The organism is Nonomuraea candida, assembly GCF_000725485.1.
GTDB classification, from domain to species: Bacteria; Actinomycetota; Actinomycetes; order Streptosporangiales; family Streptosporangiaceae; genus Nonomuraea; species Nonomuraea candida.
Map to the genome: position 1 here is coordinate 137,522 of NZ_JOAG01000019.1, position 21,814 is coordinate 159,335.

Sequence of the window (21,814 nt, forward strand, 5' to 3'; positions counted from 1 at the left end):
GCGTTTCTCATGGGAGCGGACGTGACACGGAAGGGGTCTCGATGGTCAGGGTGGCGCTGCGGGTCGTGGGGTTCGAGATCAAGGGGCTGGCGGCCATCGGGCGGTGGATCGTCCGCCGCAGGCACGGGGTGCCCCCAGGCGCGACCGTCGGGACGTACACGAAGGAGCAGACGTTCATGTGGACGCTGATGACCTTCGCGATGGCGGTCGAGACGGTGGTCCTGGACCTGCTGCTGGTCGCGCTCGGGGTGCCCGGCTGGCTCAGGTACGGGGTGCTGGTCGCCGACCTGTACGGCCTGGCGTACGTGGCCATGACGGCGGCGGCCTGCGCCACCCGGCCCCACGTCGTGACCGGCGAGGAACTGCGCATCCGGTACGGCGTCTACCTGGACCTGCGGGTGCCCCGCGACCTCATCGCCGCCGTACGGACCGGTGGCTCCCGCAACGAGGAGCACCTGATCGCGGTCGAGGACGGCCGGCTCACCGTGGCGATCTCCTCGCAGACCAACGTGACGGTCGAGCTGACCGAGCCGGTCACCGTCGTCCGCCCGCTGGGCCGCCGCGCCGAGGTCACCTCGATCCGGTTCTTCGCCGACCGGCCGGAGCGGATGGTCACGGCCCTGCGCAGCCACGAGGACTCCCCCGCCCTCTCGTAAGCGGGCCGCACCGCGCGAAGGGCCGGCCGGGCGACGGCAGGAGGGAGCCCTCGGCCCGGCCGCACAACGGTGGGAGGGGAGCCCTAGGCGAAGGCGATTTGTGGGGTTACGTTCCAGAGAGCACCATCTCGGGATCTTCCACCCTCGACCTCGGATGGAGGCGCCGCCATGCTCTTATCCAGTCGTTCGACCTGGACAAACGGCATGAGATCCACCATCGTCGCGGCGATCGTCACACTCTGCCTGCCCCTCCTGGCCTCGCCCGCCCGGGCCGCCGCCGTGGCGGCCCCCGACCTCCCGCTGGCCAACGTCAAAGCCCACCTGACCCAGTTCCAGTCGATCGCCAACGCCAACGGCGGCAACCGCGCCCACGGCCGGCCCGGCTACCTGGCCTCGGCGAACTACGTCAGATCGCGGCTCGACGCCGCGGGATTCACCACCACCCTGCAGTCGTTCACCTACAACGGCGCGACCGGCTACAACGTCATCGCGGACTGGCCGGGCGGGAACCCCGACGACGTCCTCATGGTCGGGGCGCACCTCGACAGCGTGGCGGCCGGGCCCGGCATCAACGACAACGGCTCGGGCAGCGCGGCCGTCCTGGAGACCGCGCTGGAGGTGTCGCGGCAGGCGCTGCGCCCGGCCAAGCACCTGCGCTTCGCCTGGTGGGGCGCGGAGGAGCTGGGGCTGCGCGGGTCGCGGTACTACGTCGACAACCTGCCGGCCGCCGAGCGGGCGCGGATCAAGGCGTACCTGAACTTCGACATGGTCGGCTCCCCGAACGCCGGATATTTCATCTACGACGGGGACAACTCGGACGGGACCGGCGCCGGGCCGGGGCCGGCCGGGTCGGCGGCGCTGGAGCGCACCCTCCAGGACTACTTCACCTCGATCGGCGTGCCGACCCGGGGCACCGACTTCGACGGCCGCTCCGACTACGGGCCGTTCATCGCCGTCGGCATCCCGTCGGGCGGCACGTTCACCGGCGCGGAGGGCATCAAGAGCACCGCCCAGGCCGCCCTGTGGGGCGGCACCGCCGGGCAGGCGTTCGACGTCTGCTACCACCGCGCCTGCGACACGACCACCAACATCAACGACACGGCGCTGGACAGGAACGCCGACGCCATCGCGTACGCGGTGTGGACGATCGGCACCGCCGCGCCGCCGGTCGTGGTGTGGCAGGACACGTTCGAGGCCGCGGGCGGCTGGACGGCCGATCCGGCGGGCACCGACACCGCCACCACCGGGCTGTGGGAGCGGGGCGACCCCGAGGCCACGGCCTCCAGCGGGGCCAAGCAGCTCGGCACCACGGTCAGCGGCACGAACGACCTGGTCACGGGCAGGCTGGCGGGCGCCGCGGCGGGCGACCACGACATCGACGGCGGCGTCACCTCGATCCAGTCGCCGCCGATCACGCTGCCGGCGGGCACCCTGAACCTGTCGCTGTCGTGGTACCTGGCGCACGGCTCCAACGCCTCCAGCGCCGACTACCTCCGGGTCCGCGTCGTGGGCGCCACCACGCTCACGGTGCTGAACCAGCAGGGCGCCGCCGCCAACCGCAACGGCGCCTGGGCCACCGCCACCGCGAACCTGAGCGCGTTCGCCGGGCAGACGGTCCGCATCCTCGTCGACGCGGCCGACGCCTCCGGAGCCTCCCTGGTCGAGGCGGGCGTCGACGACGTGACGATCACCCGGTAACCCTTCCCGGGCCGGTCCCGGAGCGGGGCCGGCCCGGCGCACCCTCATGGAGCCGTGCGGAGGGGTTGTCGAAGGACAACTTCCAGTTCGGGGTGCGCGCGGTGGACGAGCAGGGCCGCCGCGGCCCGGTCAGCTACCCCACCCCGGCGAGCTGAACGCGAAGCGAGGCCGAAACGGAAAGCGAGGCGGCCGGGCGGCGGGTACCGTGACGCGCGCCGTCCACCCGGCCGCCTGCCGCCGGTCCCGGCTCCGGCGGAACGGGGAGGGCCGCCCGCCGGAGGGGATCGACGATCAGGGGGAACCGTCAGCCGGTGCCCTCCGCCGACAGCGCGGCGGCCTGCTGCGGCGCCGTCCTGGGCGGGATGCCGCGCAGGTTGACGGCGAAGCGGGCGACGGAGTCGGCGATCGCGTCGGCGTCGACGTCGAGCGCCGTCTCGTCGATGTTGGCCATCGTGTCGCACGCCAGGTGGTAGCACGGGTCGTAGGCCACGCCGGCGGTGCCGCCGAACAGCGCCGCCTCCTCCGGCGTCTTGATGCCCTCCGCGCCGGTGAAGATGCCGCCCGACGGGATGCCGACCTCGATGAACGGCCCGTAGTCGGAGCGGCCGTCGAAGTCGGTGCCCACGGTCGGCAGCGAGCGGGCGCCGAAGAAGCGCTCGAACTGCTTCTCGATCTGCGCCGAGCCGGGCGGGCCGGCGGGCGAGCCGGTGGCGTCGGAGTCGTCGCCGTCGTAGAGCTTGTAGGCGTAGTTCGGCGAGGCGATCATGTCGAAGTTCAGGTAGACCCTGATGCGGTCGCGCTGCGCCTCCGACAGGGCGGCCACGTACTGGTCGGAGCCGAGCAGGCCGATCTCCTCGGCGGCCCAGAAGGCGAAGCGCACCTTGTTCTTGACCGGGAAGAAGCCGCCCATCTCCTCGGCGACCTCCAGGATGGCCGCGCTGCCCGAGCCGTTGTCGTTGATGCCGGGCCCCTCGGTGACGCTGTCGAGGTGGGCGCCCACCATGACGACGTTGCGCGGGTCGCCGAAGCGGGACTCGGCGATCACGTTGTCGTTGGTGCCGAGCACCAGGTTGGCGTCGACCTTGAGCCGGACGGTGGCGCCGGGCGTGGCGGCCAGCTCGTTGCCCACGGCGAAGTCGGCGAAGACCATCGGGATGCCGGCCCGCCACTCGCCGATGTCGAGGGGGTAGGCGTCCGTACGGCCCGGCTGGCCCTCGTTGAAGATGATGAGCCCGGAGGCGCCGGCGGCCGCCGCGTTCTCCACCTTCTGCACGAAGGGGCAGGTGCCGCGCTGGATCAGCGCGATCCGGCCGGCCACGAACCCGGCGAAGTCGGCCGCCTCGCAACCGCTGGTCGAGCTGGGCGCGGGGGCCGGCGGCAGCGTCAGGTCCACGCCCTGGACCTGCGCGGTCACGTCACCGGGCGGGGAGGGCTGGAAGGTGAGGAAGTCCTCGCCCGCCACGTACGACTTCGGCGTGGGCGCGGTGACGTCGAGGACCGGCGGCGAGTTCTCCGACCAGCTCTCGACGTAGTTGATCGGCTGGCGGGTGACCTGGTACCCGGCCTTGCGCAGCTTGCCCACGACATAGTCCACGGAGGCGTCGTAGCCGGGCGTGCCCGCGGCCCGGTTGCCGCCGTTGGCGTCGGCGATGGCCTGGAATGCTTGGAGGTGCTTCTTGGCGTTGGCCCCCTTGACCTTCTTGACGAGCAGCGCGGCGAACGCGTCGTCGAGGCCGCCCGCGTGGGCCGGCGCGGCCATGGCCAGGGGTAAGGCGAGTGCGGTGATCAGCGCTATGACGATTCTTCGCATAGAGGTCCCCCAGGACGGTGAGCATCGCGGCGGTCACGAACCCCCGATCCGCCGCTGCCCGAAGGTAACCCGGCACAGGATCACCGGGAAGACCCACTATGGTGGCAATTTCCGGACATCTCCCGGCGACCGCCCTGACCGCCCCTATCACCAGCCGCCACGCGGGCGCGGTCACTCCTCGCGGCGGGCGCGGACGCGCTCACTCCTCGCGGCGGGCGCGGACGCGCTCACTCCTCGCGGCGGGCGCGGGCGCGTCTCTTGCCCTCGTGCATCGCCTGCACGCGGGCGACCGGGATCGTGTGCCCCTCCTCGACGAGGTCGGCGGGCAGCCGCTGCGGCGCGGGCATGTGCGCGGCCCACGGGTCGGCCCCCTCCAGCAGCCCCGGCGCCGTACGCAGGGTGAAGTCCCCGGGCGACACCCGGTCGAGGTCGTCCCAGGCCACCGGGAACGACACGGGCACCCCCGGGCGGATGCGCGGGCTGTAGGCGGCCACCACCGTGGCGCCGCCCGCCCGCGTGGAGTCGAGGAACACCTTGCCCGCGCGGTCCTCGCGGATGAACGCCGTGGTGGCCAGCGCCGGGTCCAGCCGCTCCGCGCGGGCGGCCACCGCCCGGGTGGCCGCCGCCAGGTCGTCCGTCGCGGTGCCGGGGACCACGGGCACGAACACGTGCACGCCCTTGGCCCCGCTGGTCTTGACCGCGCCCGCCAGCCCGGCCTCCGCGAGGGCCTGCCGGACCAGGAACGCGCCGCGCACGGCCAGCGGGAAGGAGTCGTCGTGCTCGGGCGGGTCGAGGTCGAGGACCAGGTGAGTGGGGTGGTCGCCGGCGTAGAGCGCCGGGTGGTACTCCACGGCCCGCTGGTTCGCGAACCACAACAGCGTCTTCCTGTCGTCGCACAGCGCGTACGTCACCTGCCGGCGCGACGCCTCCGCCCACAGCGACACCGAGCGCACCCAGCCGGGCGCGTATTTCGGCAGGTTCTTCTGCATGAACGGCTGCTGCCCCGGCCGCACGCGGAGCACCGAGAGCGGGCGGTCGCGCAGCACGGGGATGATCCGGTCGCGCACGGCGTCGAGATAGTCGACCAGGTCGCGCTTGGTGGCCCCGGCGCCGTCGAACAGCGGCCCGTCGAGGTTGGTCAGGGCGACCCCGTCGCGCGTCTCATCAGCGGCCATCTGCCCTACCATGCCCACACTCGAACGTGTGGTCAACTACCGGAGGGCTCCCGCGTGATCCGTTACCTGTACCTGGCGCGCCACGGCGAGGCCACCCCGGACGAGAGCGGCCTGACGGAGGCCGGCCGCCGCCAGGCCGAGCTGCTCGGCGAACGCCTGCGCGCGGTGCCCCTGTCGGCCGTGCACCACGGCCCGCTCCCCCGCGCGGCCGAGACCGCCCGCCTGGTCGCCGGCCGCCTCGACGGCGTCGTCCCGCGGGTCAGCGAGGCCGCCGGGGACTACGTGCCGTACGTGCCCGCCAGGGAGGAGCTGCCCCCCGAGTACGCCGACGTCTACCTCGCCTGGCTCGGCGAATGCTCCGGCGAGGAGCTCGAACGCGGCCCGAAGCTCGCCCAGGAGGCCCTCGACCTGTTCACCGGACCGGCGGAGGAGACCCGGCACGAGCTGGTCGTGACCCACAACTTCCTGATCGGCCGGCTCGTCGCGGCCGCGCACCACGCCCCCGCCTGGCGCTGGTTCGGCCTCAACTTCGCCAACGCCGCCCTGACCGCCATCCGGTACGCCCCCGGCCGCCCGCCGTCCGTGCTCTTCGCCAACGACATGAGCCACCTGCCGCCGGAGCTGCGCTGGACGGGCTTCCCTGCCGAACCGCGCGCCTGAGGCGCCTGTTACAGTGGCCGGTGACGCGGGGTGCCCGGGCGGCCGGGCTGAGATCACACCCGTCGAACCTGATCTAGTTCGCACTAGCGAAGGGACGTCACGGCCTTGAGCGCTGTTCCCCCGACCACTGTCCCGCCGACCGATGGCCCCTCGACCGGCGCCTCCTCGACCGGCGCTTCCTCGACCGGCGCTTCCTCGACCGGCGCCTCCTCGCATGCCGCCCCTTCGACCGGCGTTCCCAAGGTGCTGTCCATCGCGGGCACCGACCCCAGCGGCGGCGCCGGCGTCCAGGCGGACCTGAAGACCTTCTCCGCGCTCGGCGCGTACGGCATGACGGTGATCACCGCGCTGGTCGCGCAGACCACGACGGGGGTGACCGGCATCCACGAGGTGCCCGCCGCGTTCGTGGCCGAGCAGCTCGACACGCTGCTGACCGACGTGCCCGCCGACGCCGTGAAGATCGGCATGCTGGGCGACGCGGAGCTGATCAAGGTGGTGGCCGGGGCGATCGACACCTACCGGCCGCCCTACGTCGTGCTCGACCCCGTCATGGTGGCCAAGAGCGGCGACCGCCTGCTGCCCGCCGACGCCGTGGCCGAGCTGCGCCGGACGCTGCTGCCCCGCGCCGACCTGATCACCCCCAACCTGCCGGAGGCGGCCGACCTGCTCGGCGAGGAGCCGGCCGCGAGCCTGGCGGAGATGCACGCGCAGGCCGGGCGGCTGCGGGCGCTGGGCGCGCGGCAGGTGCTGCTCAAGGGCGGCCACCTGAACGGCGACACGAGCGTGGACGTCCTGGCCACGCCCGAGGGCACGATCGAGCTGAGCGCGCCCCGCGTGCACACCCGCAACACCCACGGCACCGGCTGCACGCTGTCGTCGGCCATCGCGGCGCTGCGGCCCCGGCACGACGACTGGGCGGGCGCGGTGCGCGCGGCCAAGGACTACCTGACGGGGGCGCTGCGCGCGGCCGACGGCCTGCGCGTCGGCCACGGCCACGGCCCCGTCCACCACTTCCACGCCATCTGGTGACCACCGCCGCCTCCCAGCGGCTCACGACCCCGGCTCACGACCTCGGCTCACGACCCCGGTTCACGACTCGACGACCGACCGTGGTGACCGATCGCGATGACCCACCGCAGTGACCCACCGCAGTGACCGACCGCAGTGACCGACCTGGTGACCCACCGCGGTGACCCCACGCCCCCGGCGACTTCCGAAAGAGGCACGATGTTCTGTGACGACATTTGGCTGCGCACGGCCGACCTGATGAAGGCCATTCACGAGCACCCCTTCGTCCTGGCCCTCGGCGACGGCACCCTCGACGCCGACCGGTTCGGGTTCTACATGGTGCAGGACGCCCGCTACCTGGAGGCGTTCTCCAAGGCGCTGGCCACGGCCTCCGTCCGGGCCGACGACCCGGACGAGGCGGCGTTCTGGGCCAGCAGCGCGCACACCGCGCTGGCGGCCGAGCGCCAGCTGCACGCCGGTTACGTCGAGGAGCTCGGCGCCGACGCGGCCGGCCTGCCCACCTCGCCGACCTGCCTGGCGTACTCGTCCTTCCTCCAGGCGACGGCGCTGAGCGCGCCCTACCCGGTGATCGCGGCGGCGGTGCTGCCGTGCTTCTGGATCTACCAGGACGTCGGCACGGCGCTGCTGGAGCGGGCCGGCGGCACCGACGGCCACCCGTACGGCAAGTGGATCTCCACCTACGCCGACCCCGACTTCGCGGCCTCCGTCGAGCGGGCCAAGGCCATCGCCGACCGGCTCGCCGCCGCCGCCGACGCCGGTACCCGGGAGGCCATGGACCGGGCGTACGGCAGGGCGGCGGCGTACGAGTGGATGTTCTGGGACAGCGCCTGGCGGCGCGAGGGCTGGCCCACCGAGCAGTGGCTAACCCCCTGAGGAAGTCCGGGCCATCAGCTCCTTCTCCTCCCGGGTGGCGATGAGCCCGGCGGGGGCGTGCAGCTTCGACTCCACGAACGGCGCCTCCGTGTCGGGCAGCGGCTCGCGCGACCTGATCGCCTTGATCCACACGCGGGCGGCGTCGAGGATCACCACGATGATCAGGATCGCGAACAGCGCCGCCAGGATCCCGTCGACGGTGGAGTTGATCACGATCTGCCGCATGGCGTCGGCCGACTTGGCCGGCGCCAGCAGCTGCCCCTGGTCCAGCGCGGCCTGGTAGCGGTCGCGCTGGGCGAAGAAGCCGAGCGTGGGGTCGGGCGAGAACACCTTCTGGTAGCTGGCCGTGAGCGTGACGGCGACGTCCCAGGCCAGCGGCACGCCCGTCACCCACGCCCACTTGAGCCGCCCGCTCTTGATCAGCAGCGTCGTGGCCACGGTGAGCGCCACCGCCGCCAAAAGCTGGTTGGCGATGCCGAACAGCGGGAAGAGCTGGTTGATGCCGCCGAGCGGGTCGTTGACGCCCTGGTAGAGGAAGTAGCCCCAGGCCGCCACGACCACGGCGCTGGTGGCGAACAGCCCCGGCCACCAGCTCACCCGGGAGATCGGCTTCCACAGGTTGCCCAGCGTGTCCTGGAGCATGAACCGCCCCACCCGGGTGCCCGCGTCGACCGTGGTGAGGATGAACAGCGCCTCGAACATGATCGCGAAGTGGTACCAGAACGCCTGCAGCCCCGCCCCGCCGAGGAACCCGGAGAAGATCTGCGAGATGCCCACGGCCAGCGTGGGCGCCCCGCCGGTGCGCGCGATGAGCGTCTCCTCCTGCACGGCCGCCGCCGCGGCCTGCAACTGCTCGGGGGTGATGACGAAGCCCATGTTCGTGACCGCCTCGGCGGCGCTCTGCACGGTGGCTCCGACGACGCCCGCCGGGGAGTTCATCGCGAAGTAGAGCCCGGGGCTCAGCACGCAGGCCGCCGTGATGGCCATGACCGCCACGAACGACTCCATGAGCATGGAGCCGTAGCCGATCATGCGTACCTGGCTCTCCTTCTGGATCATCTTGGGGGTGGTGCCCGAGGAGATCAGCGAGTGGAAGCCGGACAGCGCGCCGCAGGCGATGATGATGAAGACGAACGGGAACAGCGACCCGGCGAAGACCGGCCCCTCCCCGTTGAAGGCGAAGTCGGTGAAGGCCCTGGTCTGCAGCGGCGGCATGGTGACGGCGATGCCGACCGCGATCAGCACGATGGTGCCGATCTTCATGAACGTCGACAGGTAGTCGCGCGGCGCGAGCAGCATCCACACGGGCAGGACGGCGGCGACGAACCCGTACGCGATCAGCCACAGCGCCAGCGCCGACGGGCTGAGCGTGAAGATCGGCGCCCAGCTCGACTCCTGCACCCAGCCGCCCGCCACGATCGACAGCAGCAGCAGCGCCACCCCGATCACCGTCGTCTCGACGACCCTGCCCGGCCGGATCACCCGCAGGTAGAACCCCATGAACAGGGCGATCGGGATCGTCATCGCGATCGAGAAGACGCCCCACGGCGACTGCGCCAGGGCGTTGACCACGACCAGCGCCAGCACGGCCAGCAGGATGATCATGATGGCGAAGACCGCGATGAGCGCCGCCGCGCCGCCGACGGGGCCGATCTCCTCGCGGGCCATCTGCCCGAGGCTCCTGCCGTTGCGCCGCATGGAGAAGAAGAGCACCACCATGTCCTGCACGGCCCCGGCGAAGATCACCCCCGCGATGATCCAGATGGTGCCGGGCAGGTAGCCCATCTGCGCGGCCAGCACGGGCCCGACCAGCGGGCCGGCCCCCGCGATGGCGGCGAAGTGGTGGCCGAACAGGATGCGCCGGTCGGTCGGCTGGTAGTCGATGCCGTTGTCGAGCCGCTCGGCCGGGGTGGCCCTGCGGTCGTCGGCGCGCAGCACCTTGCGCACGATGAAGCGGGCGTAGAAGCGGTAGGCGATCGCGTACGAGCCGAGCGCGGCGCACAGCAGCCACACAGCGTTGACGTTCTCGCCGCGGGAGAGGGCGAGCACCCCCCACCCCACGGCTCCGACGACGGCCACCGCCGTCCAGATGATGATCGAACGCAGCTTCACCGCTCACCTCCATGTGAAGGGCCATAGATGGGGCGCCCCAGGCAGCAGCGCAGACCGGCGTCCGGCGGGAGATCGGAGACGAAGCGCCGCCAGCGCCACAGCGGGCGGCAGTCGATCGTGACGGGCAGCTCGGCGAGGTGCAGCCAGGCGGTCGGATGGGCGTAGACCAGCCCGGTCGGCCCGAGCGTGCGCGCGCGCCTGGGCAGCCGGGAGCGGCGCAGCGCCCGCACCGAGAACTCCCCCGCGTCGGCGCAGCACAGCCCCGTCACGTGCCAGTCGAAGAAGACCACTTCCCCGGCGCGCAGTGCTTGGCGGGCGGCAGGCGTGAGCGTGACACGGGACATCTGTGGCTCCTGAAACCAGGCAGCTCAGAAATTCAGGTCGTCCTTACCCAGCGTGACTTCCCCTGAAACACAAGATCCGGCCCGCGGCCGGCGGGCGGGCGGCGGGCGCCCGCGCGGGTCAGCAGGGGCGGCGGGCGGGCGGGCAGGGCGGGCGACGGATCTTCGTCGTCCCTCCCCCTATCCTTGAGCAGGTCGCTGGAAGGGGGCGGGATGCGTCGTTACTCACGGGTCGTGGTCAAGCTCAGCGGCGAGGCGCTGGCGGGCGACGGCGAGTGGGGCACCGACCCGGCGAGCCTGGCCCAGCTGGCCGACGAGATCCTCTCGGTCCACCAGCTGGGCGTGCAGATCGCCGTCGTCATCGGGGGCGGCAACTACTTCCGCGGGACGATGGCGCAGGGCTGGGGCATCGGCCGGGCCGAGGCCGACAACATCGGCATGCTGGGCACGGTCATGAACGCGCTGATGCTGCGCGGCGTGCTGACCGCGCGCTCCGGCGCCGACGTGCGGGTCATGACCGCGTTCCCCATCCAGAGCGTGGCCGAGCCGTTCATCAGGCTCCGCGCCGACCGCCACCTGCGCCGCGACCTGATCGTGCTGCTGGCCGGCGGCATCGGCCAGCCCTACGTCACCACCGACTACCCCGCCGTCCAGCGGGCCCTGGAGCTCGACGCCGACGCGCTGCTGGTGGCCAAGCGCGGCGTCGACGGGGTCTACGACAGCGACCCCAACCGCAACCCCGGCGCCCAGCGCTACACCGACCTCACCTACCGGGAGGCGCTGGCGGCCGGCGTCCGGGTCATGGACGAGAGCGCGTTCGTGCTCGCCAACGAGCAGGGCCTGCTCATGCACGTCTTCGACGTCGCCGCCAGGGGCGTCATGCGGGCGATCTGCCTGGGCGAGGACATCGGGACCCGCATCACCGCCGACCCGTCCCCCTGACCACCCGGCACGCCCCGGCGCCTGTACGGGTTTGTACGGATGTTCCGGCCAGGGCTTCACCGGCCACCCCCGTCTCGTCAGCGTGGTTCCGGCAACCACCCGTCGCGGAGCGCATGGCTTCGCGGGCAGAGAGGGGAACCCGTTGTCCAGACTCGTCAAGGTCGTGTCCGCCGCGGCGGCGCTGTCCGGAGCTCTCGCGCTGACGGTCACGGCGGCCCAGGCCGTGGCCACCTCGCAGACAGGCACGCAGACCGGCGCACAGTACTTCACCGGCGAGAGCAGCCCCTGGACCGCCCAGACCATCGGCTCCTGGGGGAACATCCCGACGGCGTCGGTCAACGTCACCGTGCCCGCGGGGACGACCCGGTTCCTCGATGCCCGCTTCACCGCCGAGTCCGTCTGCGCGGGCTCGGCCGGCGCCTGGTGTTCCGTGCGTATCGTCGTCGTCAACTCCGCCGGGACGACCACCGAGCTGAACCCGGTCGCGGGCACGGACTACAGGTTCGACAGCCCCGACGGCGCCGAGGAGGCGCACGCCCTCGAACGTTTCTCGCCCTCCCTGGGCCCCGGCGCCTACACGGTCCGGGTGCAGGCCCTGCGCATCTCGGGCATCACGCAGTTCACCCTGGACGACTACGCGTTCACGGTCGGCCTCGTCGAGCCCTGAGGCGGGCCGGGGGCCGCCGGCCCCGGTCACGGGCGGGGTACCGCCGGCCCCCGGTCATGGGCAGGGAGGGCGGTAGGGCAGGCCGGGCATGCGGCGGGCCCATTCCGCCGGGCTGATCACCGGGTGGGCGAGCGCGCAGGCCTGCCGGGCGGCGCGGCCGGCGTCGGTCTCCCAGAGCCGGACGGTCGCGTCGACGCCGCCGGTGGCCAGCGTGCGGCCGTCCGGGCCGAACGCGGCGGCCTGCACCCGGTCGGTGTGGCCGCTCAGCGTGACCGCGGCGTCCGGCCGGCCGGCCCGCGCCAGATCCCACAGGAGCACCGTGCGGTCGAAGCTCGCGGAGGCCAGCAGCCGGCCTTCCGGGTGGAAGGTCACGGCGGCGACGGCGCTGGTGTGGCCGGTCAGCGGCACGGGCGGCCGCCGTGCGGGCCCGGCGGCGACGTCGTGGAGCAGGACCACGCCGTCGGCCCCCGCCGAGGCCAGCCGGCGGCCGTCCGGGCTGAACGACACGTCGTTGACGGTGTTGCGGTGGCCGGTCAGCGCGGCGGTGACGGCCGGCCGGCGGGGGTCGGCGACGTTCCAGAGCCGTACGGCGCGGTCGGCGCCGCCGGTGGCCAGGGTGCGGCCGTCGGGCGAGAAGGCCACCGCGAGGACCGTGTCGTCGTGCCCGGTGACCGTCGCCAGCGGCCGCGGGTGGCGCGGATCGGCGACGTCCCACGTGCGCAGGGCGCGATCGGCGCCCACGGTGGCCAGGACCCGCCCGGACGGGTCGAAGGCCGCCGAGTACACGTTGTCGGTGTGGGCCTTGATGGTGGCGAGCGGGCCGGCGCGCCCGCCGTCGCCGGCCTGCCAGAGCCGGACGGTGAAGTCGAGGCTGGCGGTGGCGACCACCTTGCCGTCCGGCCGCCACGCCGCCCGGACGACGCCGTCGGTGTGGCCCTCCAGGACGGGCCCCGGCGCGGGCGGGCGCCCGGGGGCCAGGCTCCACAGCCGCGCCGTCCGGCCGGCCCCCGCGACCAGGGTGCGGCCGTCCGGGCTGATGGCGACCGTGTAGACGATGCCGTCGTGTCCCCCGACCAGCGGCGCCCGCAGGTCCCACAGCCGGATGCTGCCGTCTCTGGAGGTGGTGGCGAGCGTCTCCCCGTCGGGCCGGAACTCGGTGGCGAGGACCGTGTCGGCGTGCCCGGTCAGGGTCAGGGGGGTGCTCGCGGGCCGCCGGAGGTCCCACAGCCGCACGGTCAGGTCGTAGCCGCCGCTGGCGAGCCGCCGGCCGTCCGGGCTGAACGCCAGCGCCGCCACGCCGTTGGTGTGCCCGGTGAGGGTGGCGATCGGCTTCGGCTCCCGGGGGCGGGTGACGTCCCACAGCCGTACCGTGTTGTCGAAGCCCGCGGTGGCGAGCGTGCGGCCGTCCGGGCCGAACCGCGCGGCCAGGATCGCGTCCGTGTGGCCCGCGAGGTCCGCCAGGCGCCGGGGGCGGCGTGGATCGGCGACGTCCCACAGCCGCGCGGTGCTCCCTGGCCCGGCGGTGGCCAGGACGTCCGCGGCGGGCGCGAAGACCGCCGCGGTCATCGTGCCGGGCTCGACGGGCAGCTCGGCGGCCAGGCGCGGGCGCGAGGGGGAGGACACGTCCCACAGCCTGGGGACGCCGTCATAGCCCGCCGTCACCAGGGTGCGGCCGTCCCGGCTGAACGACGCGTGCCGGATGCCCAGGGTGTGGCCGGTCAGCACGGCCAGCGGGCGGGGCGCGCGCGGGTCGGCCACGTCCCACAGCCGGGCCGTGCGATCGTCACCGGCCGTGGCCAGGACGCCTCCGCCGGGCGCGAGCGCCACCGCCGGCACCGGCCCGAGGTGGCCGCGGAGCACCGCCAGCGGCCGCGGACGGTGCGGGCGGCCCACGTCCCACAGGCGCGTCGTCCCGTCGGTGCTCACCGTGGCCAGCAGCCGCCCGCCGCGCTGGAACGCGGCCCCGTAGACGGCGTTCTCATGCCCGGTCAGCAGCGTCGCCGGCATTCCGGCCACCGCGCTGAGCAGGCCGCCCCTGGCCTCGGGGGTGGGGGACAACCGGTAGGCGGCCAGGGCGAGCTGCGCGGCCAGGCCCGGGTCGGTGGCGCGCAGCGCGCCGGAGTCCGTGGCCGCCTTCCGCGAGAGCGCCTGGTCGCGCTGGTACGTGGCGGTGCGCTCGGCGTCGGCGGCGGCCCGCTGCGCGCGTACCGCCACGACGGACGCGACCAGGGCCAGCACCAGCAGGGCCGCGAGCGTGGCGACGGCCTGGTGCAACCGGCGGGTCCGCCGCCGGGACTGGCGCACGCTCGCCTCCAGGAACTCCCGCGCGTCCGCCGGCAGCCGCCCGCCGTAGCCGGCGGCCCACTCCTGCGCCGCGACCAGGCGCCCGCCGCGATACAGCGCGTCGGGGTCGCGGTGCAGGCGCACCCAGGCCGAGGCGTCGGCGGCGAGCCGGCGCGCGACGACCAGCCCGGCGCGGTCGGCGTCCACCCAGGAGCGCAGCAGCGGCCAGGCGCGCAACAGGGCCTCATGGCTGATCTCGACGGTGTCGGCGCCCGCGGTGATGAGCCGCCGCGCGACGAACCGGTCGAGGACCTCCTCCATCTCGGCCGCCTCCTCGCCGTCGCAACCGTCGAGCAGCTCGGCCACGGTGGCCCTGCGCCGGGTGTCGGCGGCGTCGGGCGCGACGTGCACCAGGTGCAGGAAGAGGCGGCGGGTCAGCTCGCGGCGGCGGCCGGTGAGCCCGTCGTGGACGGCGTCCGCGCTGGCCGCCACCGCGCCCTCGATGCCGCCCACCGCGTGGTAGGCGGCCACGGTCATGCTCCGGCCCTGGCCCTGGCGCCAGGTGGCGTACAGGGCGTGCGACAGCAGCGGGAGCACGCCGACCTCGTGCGCCCCGCCGTCCGCCGCGACGCCGCCGGGCGGGGCGACCTGCCGCAGCAGCAGCTCGACCAGGCCGTCCTCGATCTCGACGCCGGCGCGCCTGGCCGGCTCCACGATGACCTCGCGCAGGTCGGCCTCCTCCATCGGGCCGACGGTGAGCTGGCCGTCCTGGGCGAGCGCGGCCAGCTCAGGATGCCGCAACGCCGCCGCGTAGAAGTCGGCACGCAGCCCCAGCAGCACGAGCGCGCCCCCGGGCGGCGCCGCCACGGCACGCACGGCGGCGATGAAGGCGCGCCGCTCCGCCTCGTCCGCGCACTCGGTGAACACCTCCTCGAACTGGTCCACCACCAGCACCAGCGGCCGGTCGCCGGCCCCGCCGGCGTACCGGGCGGCGGCCCCGGGATCCTCGCGGACCGCCGCGGCGATCTCGCCCGCCGGCACGCCGGTCAGTGCCGCCAGCCGGGCGGCCAGCTCGGCCAGCGGCCGCGCGCCGGGGACGGTCACGACCACCGGCCAGTGCGCGGAACCGGGCAGCGCGCCGTCGCGGAGGGCCGCGACCACGCCGGCCCGCAGCAGGGAGGACTTGCCCGACCCGGACGGCCCCACCACCAGCCGCACGCCTCCGCCCGCCGCCCGCATCCCGGCCACCTGCTCCAGCAGCCGGTCGGTCAGCGCGCGCCGGCCGAAGAACCAGCCCGCGTCCTCCGGCTGGAAGGCGGCCAGCCCCCGGTACGGCTCGGGGCCGGCGGCGCGGCGGCCGGGAGCCCGCCGTACCCGCCGCCAGGCGGCCAGCCACGCGTCGGCCTCCGCCGCATCGGCCACCCCGCACACGTCCAGCACCCGTAACAGCAGGTCACGCGATGACGTGGACGGCAGCCCGCGGCCGGCGAACCAGTCGCCGAGGGTGCTGTGCGCGCCGTACGCGCCGGCCTTGGCCGCCACCTGCCTCACGGTCAGACCGGCCCGCTCGCGCAGCGACGAGAGCTCGCGCGCGAACTCCTGACGGGTGGCGATCCCGCCCGGATCAGGACGGCCCGGATCAGGACGGCCCGGATCGGCGTCGGCGGACTCGGACACACGGCCTCCCTGTGGTCGTACGGCCACGCGCGCCGTCGACCGGCGCAACCTGTATGTCGCCGATCGATCACAATTGGTTACAGCCGTCCTGTACGGGCTTGTACGGAATGATCCGGCAGCCGTTGCGGGCCGGGGCATGACGCCTCACCGTCGGCGTATCGGCGGCCGGCACCCGGAGCCGCCCCCTCCCCCCTGATCACCGACACGTCATGCACGGAGGGTCCACGCCAATGACAGCATCGACTCCCGCTCACGACCGGCCCGGCCAGCGGCGAATGCCGCGCACGCTGCGGATACGGCGGATACGGCGGATACGGCGGCGAGCGGCATCGTTCGCCGCATCCGCGCTGATCGCCGCGGCCCCGATCACCGCAGCCCTGCTCCCCGCCGGCGCGGCGCGCGCCTCCGCGGACGTCGCCGTGGAGCTGAACCTGCGCGGCTTCTACGGCTCCGTGAGCGTCCAGGCCAACGGATGGCCGATCGGCGCCTGCTCCGTCTGGCACTGCCTGTTCACGGTGCCCTTCGGATCGACCGTGCGCCTGACCCCCGACGGAGACGTCACGTCCTGGGGCTCCGGGCCCTGCCAGAACGTCTTCGGCACCCAGCCCTGCGTCTTCACGGCGCTGTCGAACACCAGCTTCCACGTGGCCTTCCTCGGCTAGAACGCGCCCTTCCCACCCTCTCGCCCCCGCGTCCGGCCCGGGCGGCCGGTAATCGCCTTGTCCGCCGCCCGGGCCGCCGGTTAGCCTCGGTCGCGAGGATGATCTCCAAGAGGGAGCTGAGGATGCCCGGGCAACCCGGCACGCGCTGACGCCGTAGGTCTTGCGACCTGTCATCGCGTGCCGCATCAGAACTGCGGCACAGCGCTTCGTCCTGCCCGTTTCCGGGCCGGACGGTCACCGCTCCCAGCCTCCCCGAGGACATCCCCGTGCCGCTCGTTCCCTTCGCCGCGTGCGCGCCCCCAGCCGCATCCCCGGCCCGCCCCGCGCCCTCCTCCCCTGCTGACACCCCGGCGTCCCCTGCCGCGTTCGTGCGCCCGCCCAAGCGAGGCCGCCGATGACCGCGCCCGCCCCGCTCCTTCGCCGGGACCCCGACTTCCGCCGCCTCTGGGCCGGCCACACCGCCTCCCAGCTGGGCGCCCAGGCCGGCCAGGTCGTCCTGCCGCTCATCGCCGTGGTGGCGCTCAGCGCCGGCACCGAGCAGGTCGGCCTGCTGCGCGCCGTGCAGCAGGCCCCGATCCTGCTGCTCTCCCTGTACGCCGGCGCCTGGGTCGACCGCCGGCGCGCCCGCGACGTGATGGTGGCGACCGACTTCGGCCGGGCCGCGGCGCTGGCCGTCGTGCCCGCCGCCTACCTCCTCGGCCTGCTCGGCATGCCGCTGCTCGTCGTGGTGGCCTTCCTGGTCGGGTCGCTCACCGTGTACTTCGACGTGGCCTACCAGGCCCTGCTCGTCCGGCTCGTCCGGCGTGACCAGCTCGTCCGGGGCAACAGCGCGCTGGAGAGCAGCAGGTCCGCCACGCAGATCGCCGGCCCCGCGCTCGGCGGCTCGCTGGTGTCGCTGCTCACCGCCCCGATCGCCGTCGTGGCGAGCGTGCTCTTCTACACGCTGTCGTTCCTGTCGATCCGGCGGATCCGCCGTACCGAGCCGCTGCCCGCGCCCGCCGCCGGCGGGCGGAGGCACATGTGGCGGCAGATCGGCGAGGGCCTGCGCTTCGTCGTCCGCGATTCCTCGTTGCGGGCCGTGGCGATCTCCTCGGCCCTCTTCCAGTTCTCCTTCGCCGCCCTGATGACGGTCTATCTGCTCTTCCTGCCGCGCACCCTGGGCCTGCCGGGTTCGGCGGTCGGGCTGGTGCTGGCGGCGATGGGCCCGGGCGCGCTGGTGGGCTCCCTGCTGTCGGCCCGGCTGCCCGGACGGTACGGCTACGGCGTCGTCCTGGTGTCCGGCGCGGTGCTCGCCGACGGCGTGATGCTGTGCGTGCCCGCCCTGCACGGCTCCTCGGCGGCCACGATCGCCGCGCTCATGGCGGTCAACTTCCTCTTCGGCGTCTTCAGCCAGGTGGTCGACGTCACCGTCGTGACCGTGCGCCAGGCGCTGACCCCCCTCCCGATCCAGGGCCGGGTCGTCGCGACCCTCAACTTCGCCGGCATGGGCCTGACCCCGCTCGGCTCGCTGCTCGGCGGCTACGTCGCGGGGGCGCTGGGGCTGCGTACGGGCCTGCTGCTGGCCGCCGTCGCGCTGGCGCTGTCACCCCTGTTCATGGCCCTGTCCCCGCTCGCCCGCCTGGGCAGGACCCTGCCCGCCGCCGGGGACGGCTGATTTCCCGTTGCCCGCCATCCGGCCGCCACGCGACACTGCACCATGCCCACGCACGAGCAGGACCGCCACCCCGGCAGGCCGGCCTTCGCCCTCGAACCGGCCCTGTGGACGACGTTGGAGCAGGCGCTCGCCGTCGTGGAGCGGGACGCCCGCGCCACGAAGGTCACCGGCACGCTCCGCCTGACCATCCCCGACTGGGACCCCGACGGCCCGGCCCGGGTGGAGTTCCGGGGCGCCTTCCAGGGCAACGGCATCGAGCCCGCTGAAGGACGCGACGCCCAAGAGGCGCTCGCGACCGTCGCCGACGCCGCGCAGGAAGTGATCGTGGAGATGCTCTGGCGGGCCTGGCCCGTGTGCCCGGTCCACGATCGGGGCCTGCGCGCCGAGTTGCTGGGCGGCGTCGCCGTCTGGCGCTGCTCGGCCGCCGGCGCGCACCAGGTCGCCCGCGTGGGCGAGCTGCCTCCCGAGGCCGCCTGATCACTCCGTCCCGAGGGGTGTGAAGCCGAGACGGGTCAGGGCGACCGTGCCGCGCGTGGCGTGCTCGCCGCCGGCGAGCACCAGGGTGCGCGCCGCCTGGTAGCGGCAGCCGGCCGCCTCGAACGCGGCGGCCGTGGCCACCAGCCGCTCCCCGTCGCCGTCGAGCAGCGCCTGGGCCCGCTCGACCAGGGCGGTGGCGACCGGGTTGCCCGCCACGACGGTCCGGGCCTCGGCCAGGCGGCCGGCGGCGCCGGGGCTTCCGGCGAGCACGGCGGCCTCGGCGCGCAGGGCCACGTACCAGTGCAGCCAGATCCAGGTCACCCACTGCCACACCTCGCCGGGCTCGGGCGCCGTACGTTCCAGCGCCTCCCGCGCCTGCCCGCGATGAAGCAGGAGCATCGCGTCGAAGACCGCCCCGTAGCCGCGGGTGTTGCCGGGCGAGGGGTCGAGCTGCCGCAGCAGCGCGCTCCACTCCCGCCACGCGTCCTCGTCGCCGCGCAGCCCGTGGATCATCGCCACCGCGGCGGCCGGCGGGCCGAGGACGGACCTGGCGGGGCCGTCGGCCCGCTGCCAGGCGTCCAGGAACCGGATGCTGCCGGTGAGCGTCTCCTCGATGTCGCCCGCCAGCGCGTCGGCCACGAGGAGCCAGCCGGTGGCGCGGTGGCCGACCTCCGCCAGCAGCGGATGATCCGCCAGCCGCCGGGCCCACCGGCGCGCGCCGGGCAGGTCGCCGGTGCCGAGGCCGGCCTCGGTGACCTCGCCCAGCGCCTCGATCAGCTCGTGGGTGCCGGCGGGGGTGTCGGGCGCGGCCGAGAGCAGCGTGATCCGGCGGCGGGCGGTGGCCGCGGCGGCGAACGCGTCGCCGGCCCAGCTCTGGGCGCAGGTGAGCATGTCGAGCGCGGCGGACTCGGCGAGCGGGTCGCCCGTGCGGTGGGCGAGCTCCACCGCACGCTCGGCGCGGGTGATCGTCGCCGGGAGCGCGGCGCCGTCCGCGCCGGGGGCGGCGCCGTCCGCGCCGGGGGCGGCGCCGATCTCGGTGAGCGCCCGCCCGGCCTCGGCCAGCGTCACCGCGGCCTGCCCGGCGGGGTCGTCCCCGGCCAGCTCGCGGGCCCGGGCGATGAGCGTGGCCGCCTCCTCGCGCGGCAGGTCACGTACGAACTTGCCGGAGAACCGGTAGGCGTCGGCGGCGGCGGTCGCCAGGTCACGGGCGGCGCCGGCGGTGTCGCCGGCCCGGCGGGCGGCCTCTGCGGCGGCCTGCCGCAGTCGGTACATGTCATCGCCCTGCATCCGGCAGCCGGCCACCGCCGCGGCGTGCCGCAACATCTCCGCGCCGGCGGCGGGGTCGTCGGCGAGCGCGGCGGCCTGCTCGTAGCGCCCCTGCGACTCGCCGACCAGGTGCCGGGTGAAGGTCAGCTCCGCCATGAGCCGGGCGAGCCGGTACGCGTCCGCGCGCCGTTCCGGCTGGTCGGCCGCCCACGCCAGGGCGGCACGCAGGTCGTCCGCCACCGCGTCGAACCGGGCCCGCCAGTCCTGCCGCACCGCCGTCAGCTCGGCGGCCCTGGCCAGGCACCAGCGCAGGTGAGCCGAGCGGGCGCCGGCCAGCTCGCCGGCCTCGGCCAGCCGCTCGGCGCCGTACTGGCGGATGGTCTCCAGCGCCCGGTACCGCGTCCCGCCGGCGGACGCCGTCACCATCAGCAGGCTCTGCTCGGCCAGCCGGGCCAGCCCCTCGGTGACGATGCCCTCCTCCGACCCGGTCACCTCGGCGGCGGCGGCCGCGGTGAACGGCGCCACGAACACCGACACCCGGCGCAGCAGCTCCCGGTCGGCCGGTTCCAGCAGGGCGTGGCTCCAGTCCAGCGCCCCGCGCACCGAACGGTGCCGCTCGTCGGCGCGGGAGCCGCCTGTCAGCATGCGCAGCGGGTGGGACAGGGCGGCGTTGATGCCGTCCAGCCCGAGCGTGGGATAGCGGGCGGCGGCCAGCTCGATCGCCAGCGCCATCCCGTCCAGCCGCTCGCAGATGGAGGCGATCCGGTCGCGCAGCGCGGGCTCGGGCGTCCGGCCCACCGCCGCCGCCCGTTCCATGAACAGCGCGACCGCGTCGGACTCGCCGTCGGCGGGCAGCGACAGCGGCGGCACCGGATACACCCGCTCGAACGGCACCATCAGCCGCGCCCGGCTGGTCGCCAGCACCGTCACCCGGGGGCACGCCGCCAGCAGCCGCTCCAGGAACAGCGCCACCCCGTCCGCCACGTGCTCGCAGTTGTCCAGCACCAGCAGCGCGTGCCGGTCGGCCAGCGCGACGGCCACCGACTCGGTCATGTCACGGCCGGGCTGCTCGCCGAGGCCGAGCGCCCCGGCGACGGCAGTGGCGATCAGGCCGTCGTCGGTGACCGGGACCAGGTCGACGAACCACACCCCGTCGGCGTGCTCGCCCGCCACGTCGGCGGCCACGGCCAGCGCCAGCCGGGTCTTGCCCACGCCGCCGGGGCCGACCGCGGTGACCTGGCGGTGCTCCTTGAGCAGCGCGGCCAGCTCCGCCCGCTCACCCGCCCGGCCGACGAACGAGGTCAGCGGGGCCGGCAGCAGCGGCGCCCGGTGAGCCGGAGCTGCGGGATCCGCCGGATTTTCTGGATGGCCCGGGCGGCCGGAGCCGGGTGACGCGGGCGCGCGCTGGGCCAGCGCCCGCCGATCCGGCGCCTCCAGCTTGCGCAGCAGCGAGGAGACGTGACTTTCCACGGTACGCACCGAGATGCACATCTTCGCGGCGATCTCAGCGTTGCTGAGATGGGCGCCGACCAGCTCCAACACCTCGGCTTCCCGAGGCGATACATCCACTCCTGTCACCACTGTGACAGTGTGCCGCATTCCTTCCGTTTCCCCATCCGGAACGACCACGGTGTGGCCTCCGTACGGATCTCGGTGGCGGTGGTCCGTGGTGCGGCTCCGTGGTGCGAATCCGTGGTGCGAATCCGTGGTGCGAATCCGTGGTGCGAATCCGTGGTGCGAATCCGTGGTCGCCACGGATGTGGGCCGATGGGGCAGGACGCGAAGCTTGACCCATCAAACAAGAGCGGGTCGCCGAGACCCCCGACCACCGC

At 74.3% G+C, this 21,814-nt stretch carries 17 protein-coding genes and 1 riboswitch; of the genes, 10 read left to right on the forward strand and 7 right to left on the reverse strand.

Annotation, left to right across the window (positions count from 1 at the left end; genetic code table 11):
• Positions 1–41: 41 nt before the first annotated feature.
• Positions 42–656, forward strand: coding sequence for a hypothetical protein (locus tag IO39_RS19740; RefSeq protein WP_052423084.1), 615 nt, complete (start codon positions 42–44; stop codon positions 654–656).
• A 204-nt stretch (positions 657–860) separates the two neighbouring features.
• The gene (locus IO39_RS19745) at positions 861–2,354 is read left to right on the forward strand and encodes a M20/M25/M40 family metallo-hydrolase (RefSeq protein WP_043625023.1); all 1,494 of its coding nucleotides are present in this window, start codon (positions 861–863) and stop codon (positions 2,352–2,354) included.
• A 304-nt stretch (positions 2,355–2,658) separates the two neighbouring features.
• Here the strand turns inward: IO39_RS19745 and IO39_RS19750 are convergent, their stop codons facing one another.
• Complete coding sequence (locus IO39_RS19750; RefSeq protein ID WP_043625026.1) at positions 2,659–4,164, reverse strand: M28 family metallopeptidase; 1,506 nt, start codon at positions 4,162–4,164, stop codon at positions 2,659–2,661.
• Between the two features lie 227 nt (positions 4,165–4,391).
• Complete coding sequence (locus IO39_RS19755) at positions 4,392–5,339, reverse strand: DNA polymerase domain-containing protein (RefSeq protein WP_211267072.1); 948 nt, start codon at positions 5,337–5,339, stop codon at positions 4,392–4,394.
• Positions 5,340–5,393: 54 nt separating this feature from the next.
• On the opposite strand from IO39_RS19755, the gene IO39_RS19760 reads away from it, so the two are divergent.
• Positions 5,394–5,999 (forward strand): histidine phosphatase family protein, encoded by a 606-nt coding sequence (locus IO39_RS19760; RefSeq protein ID WP_043625030.1) that lies wholly within the window; start codon positions 5,394–5,396, stop codon positions 5,997–5,999.
• A 16-nt stretch (positions 6,000–6,015) separates the two neighbouring features.
• Positions 6,016–6,111: riboswitch (TPP riboswitch) on the forward strand.
• Here the strand turns inward: IO39_RS19760 and IO39_RS57820 are convergent.
• Positions 6,083–6,253, reverse strand: coding sequence for a hypothetical protein (locus IO39_RS57820; protein ID WP_245642069.1), 171 nt, complete (start codon positions 6,251–6,253; stop codon positions 6,083–6,085). Its footprint overlaps the riboswitch before it by 29 nt.
• Here IO39_RS57820 and thiD point away from each other — a divergent pair.
• Together thiD and IO39_RS19770 are read left to right on the forward strand one after the other, a co-directional pair.
• Positions 6,243–7,028 carry a bifunctional hydroxymethylpyrimidine kinase/phosphomethylpyrimidine kinase gene (gene thiD, locus IO39_RS19765; protein ID WP_043625033.1) on the forward strand — a complete coding sequence of 262 codons (786 nt, stop codon included), beginning with the start codon at positions 6,243–6,245 and terminating at the stop codon, positions 7,026–7,028. The two genes, IO39_RS57820 and thiD, sit on opposite strands and share 11 nt — an antisense overlap.
• 198 nt (positions 7,029–7,226) lie before the next feature.
• Positions 7,227–7,901, forward strand: coding sequence for a TenA family protein (locus IO39_RS19770; protein WP_043625358.1), 675 nt, complete (start codon positions 7,227–7,229; stop codon positions 7,899–7,901).
• Here IO39_RS19770 and IO39_RS19775 read toward each other — a convergent pair.
• Together IO39_RS19775 and IO39_RS19780 are read right to left on the reverse strand one after the other, a co-directional pair.
• Entirely contained in the window at positions 7,890–10,013 is a 2,124-nt protein-coding gene (locus IO39_RS19775; protein WP_043625038.1) for a carbon starvation CstA family protein, read from the reverse strand. The genes IO39_RS19770 and IO39_RS19775 overlap by 12 nt on opposite strands.
• Entirely contained in the window at positions 10,010–10,357 is a 348-nt protein-coding gene (locus tag IO39_RS19780) for a hypothetical protein (RefSeq protein ID WP_043625041.1), read from the reverse strand. The genes IO39_RS19775 and IO39_RS19780 overlap by 4 nt, the downstream gene beginning before the upstream one ends.
• A gap of 210 nt (positions 10,358–10,567) precedes the next feature.
• Here IO39_RS19780 and pyrH point away from each other — a divergent pair, with 210 nt between their 5' ends.
• The gene (pyrH, locus tag IO39_RS19785; protein ID WP_043625043.1) at positions 10,568–11,296 is read left to right on the forward strand and encodes a UMP kinase; all 729 of its coding nucleotides are present in this window, start codon (positions 10,568–10,570) and stop codon (positions 11,294–11,296) included.
• Between the two features lie 142 nt (positions 11,297–11,438).
• Positions 11,439–11,963, forward strand: coding sequence for a hypothetical protein (locus IO39_RS19790; RefSeq protein WP_043625045.1), 525 nt, complete (start codon positions 11,439–11,441; stop codon positions 11,961–11,963).
• A gap of 54 nt (positions 11,964–12,017) precedes the next feature.
• Here IO39_RS19790 and IO39_RS19795 read toward each other — a convergent pair whose 3' ends face one another.
• Positions 12,018–15,923 carry an nSTAND1 domain-containing NTPase gene (locus IO39_RS19795; protein WP_052423085.1) on the reverse strand — a complete coding sequence of 1,302 codons (3,906 nt, stop codon included), beginning with the start codon at positions 15,921–15,923 and terminating at the stop codon, positions 12,018–12,020.
• 230 nt (positions 15,924–16,153) lie between these two features.
• On the opposite strand from IO39_RS19795, the gene IO39_RS19800 reads away from it, so the two are divergent.
• The 3 genes from IO39_RS19800 to IO39_RS50780 all read left to right on the forward strand — a co-directional run bounded on the left by IO39_RS19800 (position 16,154) and on the right by IO39_RS50780 (position 18,716).
• Complete coding sequence (locus IO39_RS19800; protein WP_157548632.1) at positions 16,154–16,585, forward strand: hypothetical protein; 432 nt, start codon at positions 16,154–16,156, stop codon at positions 16,583–16,585.
• A gap of 394 nt (positions 16,586–16,979) precedes the next feature.
• Positions 16,980–18,239 (forward strand): MFS transporter, encoded by a 1,260-nt coding sequence (locus IO39_RS19805; RefSeq protein ID WP_043625050.1) that lies wholly within the window; start codon positions 16,980–16,982, stop codon positions 18,237–18,239.
• Positions 18,240–18,281: 42 nt separating this feature from the next.
• Entirely contained in the window at positions 18,282–18,716 is a 435-nt protein-coding gene (locus tag IO39_RS50780) for a hypothetical protein (protein ID WP_052423086.1), read from the forward strand.
• Here the strand turns inward: IO39_RS50780 and IO39_RS19815 are convergent, their stop codons facing one another.
• The gene (locus tag IO39_RS19815) at positions 18,717–21,581 is read right to left on the reverse strand and encodes a LuxR C-terminal-related transcriptional regulator (RefSeq protein WP_052423087.1); all 2,865 of its coding nucleotides are present in this window, start codon (positions 21,579–21,581) and stop codon (positions 18,717–18,719) included. It abuts the gene before it with no gap.
• Positions 21,582–21,814: the final 233 nt, after the last annotated feature.

Coding starts and splice junctions, on each gene's coding strand:
- IO39_RS19740 (WP_052423084.1), top strand. CDS start 42: ATGGTCAGGGTGGCGCTGCGGGTCGTGGGGTTCGAGATCAAGGGGCTG.
- IO39_RS19745 (WP_043625023.1), top strand. CDS start 861: ATGAGATCCACCATCGTCGCGGCGATCGTCACACTCTGCCTGCCCCTC.
- IO39_RS19750 (WP_043625026.1), bottom strand. CDS start 4,164: ATGCGAAGAATCGTCATAGCGCTGATCACCGCACTCGCCTTACCCCTG.
- IO39_RS19755 (WP_211267072.1), bottom strand. CDS start 5,339: ATGGCCGCTGATGAGACGCGCGACGGGGTCGCCCTGACCAACCTCGAC.
- IO39_RS57820 (WP_245642069.1), bottom strand. CDS start 6,253: ATGGACAGCACCTTGGGAACGCCGGTCGAAGGGGCGGCATGCGAGGAG.
- IO39_RS19770 (WP_043625358.1), top strand. CDS start 7,227: ATGTTCTGTGACGACATTTGGCTGCGCACGGCCGACCTGATGAAGGCC.
- IO39_RS19780 (WP_043625041.1), bottom strand. CDS start 10,357: ATGTCCCGTGTCACGCTCACGCCTGCCGCCCGCCAAGCACTGCGCGCC.
- pyrH (WP_043625043.1), top strand. CDS start 10,568: ATGCGTCGTTACTCACGGGTCGTGGTCAAGCTCAGCGGCGAGGCGCTG.
- IO39_RS19800 (WP_157548632.1), top strand. CDS start 16,154: ATGACAGCATCGACTCCCGCTCACGACCGGCCCGGCCAGCGGCGAATG.
- IO39_RS19805 (WP_043625050.1), top strand. CDS start 16,980: ATGACCGCGCCCGCCCCGCTCCTTCGCCGGGACCCCGACTTCCGCCGC.
- IO39_RS50780 (WP_052423086.1), top strand. CDS start 18,282: ATGCCCACGCACGAGCAGGACCGCCACCCCGGCAGGCCGGCCTTCGCC.
- IO39_RS19815 (WP_052423087.1), bottom strand. CDS start 21,581: ATGCGGCACACTGTCACAGTGGTGACAGGAGTGGATGTATCGCCTCGG.